Below are 1,121 nucleotides of genomic sequence, written 5' to 3'. Positions count from 1 at the left end.
GGCCACGGGGCCATCGGCTCGCGGAACGGACGGGAGGGGTCCAGGGGCAGGCCCGGCCCGCTGCCCCCGGCGCGCGGCAGCAGGGGAGCGAGCGCCGCGTACACCTCGTACGCGGCGGCGGGGCGGGCGGCGGGCTCCTTGTGCAGCAGCCGCCGCACCAGTTCGGCCAGCGGCGCCGGCGCCTCGGGGCGCAGCCGCCCCACGGGGGCGGGCAGTTCGTGCAGCTTCTTGTAGAGCAGCCCGGTCGCCTCCGGGGCCTCGAACGGAGGCCGGCCCGTGAGCAGTTCGTACAGCAGCACGCCGAGCGCGTACAGGTCGGCCGGCGGACCGACCACCGAACCGCCCATCGCCTGCTCGGGCGCCATGTAGACGGGGGTGCCCACCAGAGCGCCGGTGCGGGTCAGCCGGGTGGTGTCGAGGGAGGTGACGGCGGCGATCCCCAGGTCGAGGATGACGACCCGGCCGTCCGGGCACACGATGACGTTGCCGGGCTTGAGGTCGCGGTGCACGACACCCACCGCGTGCACCGCGGCCAGCCCCGAACACAGCTGGGCGGCCACCGCCACGGCCCACGGCACCGGATACGGGGCGTTCTCGGCGAGGTGGTCGCTCAGGTCGCTGCCGTCGAGCCGCTGCATGACGAGAAAGAGCTCCTCGCCGTCCCGGCCCGCGTCGTAGACGGTGACCAGCGCCGGATGGTCGAGCCGGGCTGTCACCCGGCACTCGCGCTCGAAGCGGTCGCGCAGCTCCTCGGGATCGGCGCTCCCGGAGAGCGAGGCCATGCGCCCCGAGTGGGTCAGCTTGACGGCTACCGGGCGGCCGCCGAGACCGGTGTCCTGGGCGCCCCAGACCTGGCCCATGGCGCCCTTGCCGAGCGGTTCGGTCAGCTCGTACCGGCCCGCGATCAGCCGTCCGATCACTGGTCACCCCGTTTGCGCAGCAGCTCGTCCAGCGCGTCCAGCTCCGAGGCGACCTGCCGCATCCGCGGCGACGCATCGGCCGGCGGCTGGTGGCCCGAAGCCGGCGGCGGGGCCGGTGCGTACGGGGCGGCGGGCGGGTACGGCGCGGCCGTCGGGAACGGCGCCGCGGCGCCCGGCACCGCCTGCGGCGGAGCCGGGGCC

Annotated in this window: 2 protein-coding genes; both read right to left on the bottom strand. The window is 76.2% G+C overall.

The annotated features are described in order from the left end of the window. The coding region (locus tag G5C65_RS37600) for a protein kinase domain-containing protein (protein WP_165303531.1) at positions 1-920 on the bottom strand (920 nt) is incomplete at its 3' end. Then, the coding region (locus G5C65_RS37595; RefSeq protein WP_206442719.1) for a hypothetical protein at positions 917-1,121 on the bottom strand (205 nt) is incomplete at its 5' end. The genes G5C65_RS37595 and G5C65_RS37600, both read right to left, overlap by 4 nt.

Source organism: Streptomyces boncukensis (genome assembly GCF_011045075.1).
GTDB classification, from domain to species: domain Bacteria; phylum Actinomycetota; class Actinomycetes; order Streptomycetales; family Streptomycetaceae; genus Streptomyces; species Streptomyces boncukensis.
Note: the sequence above shows the minus strand (reverse complement) of the source record. Positions and strands in the feature narration are given on the sequence as shown.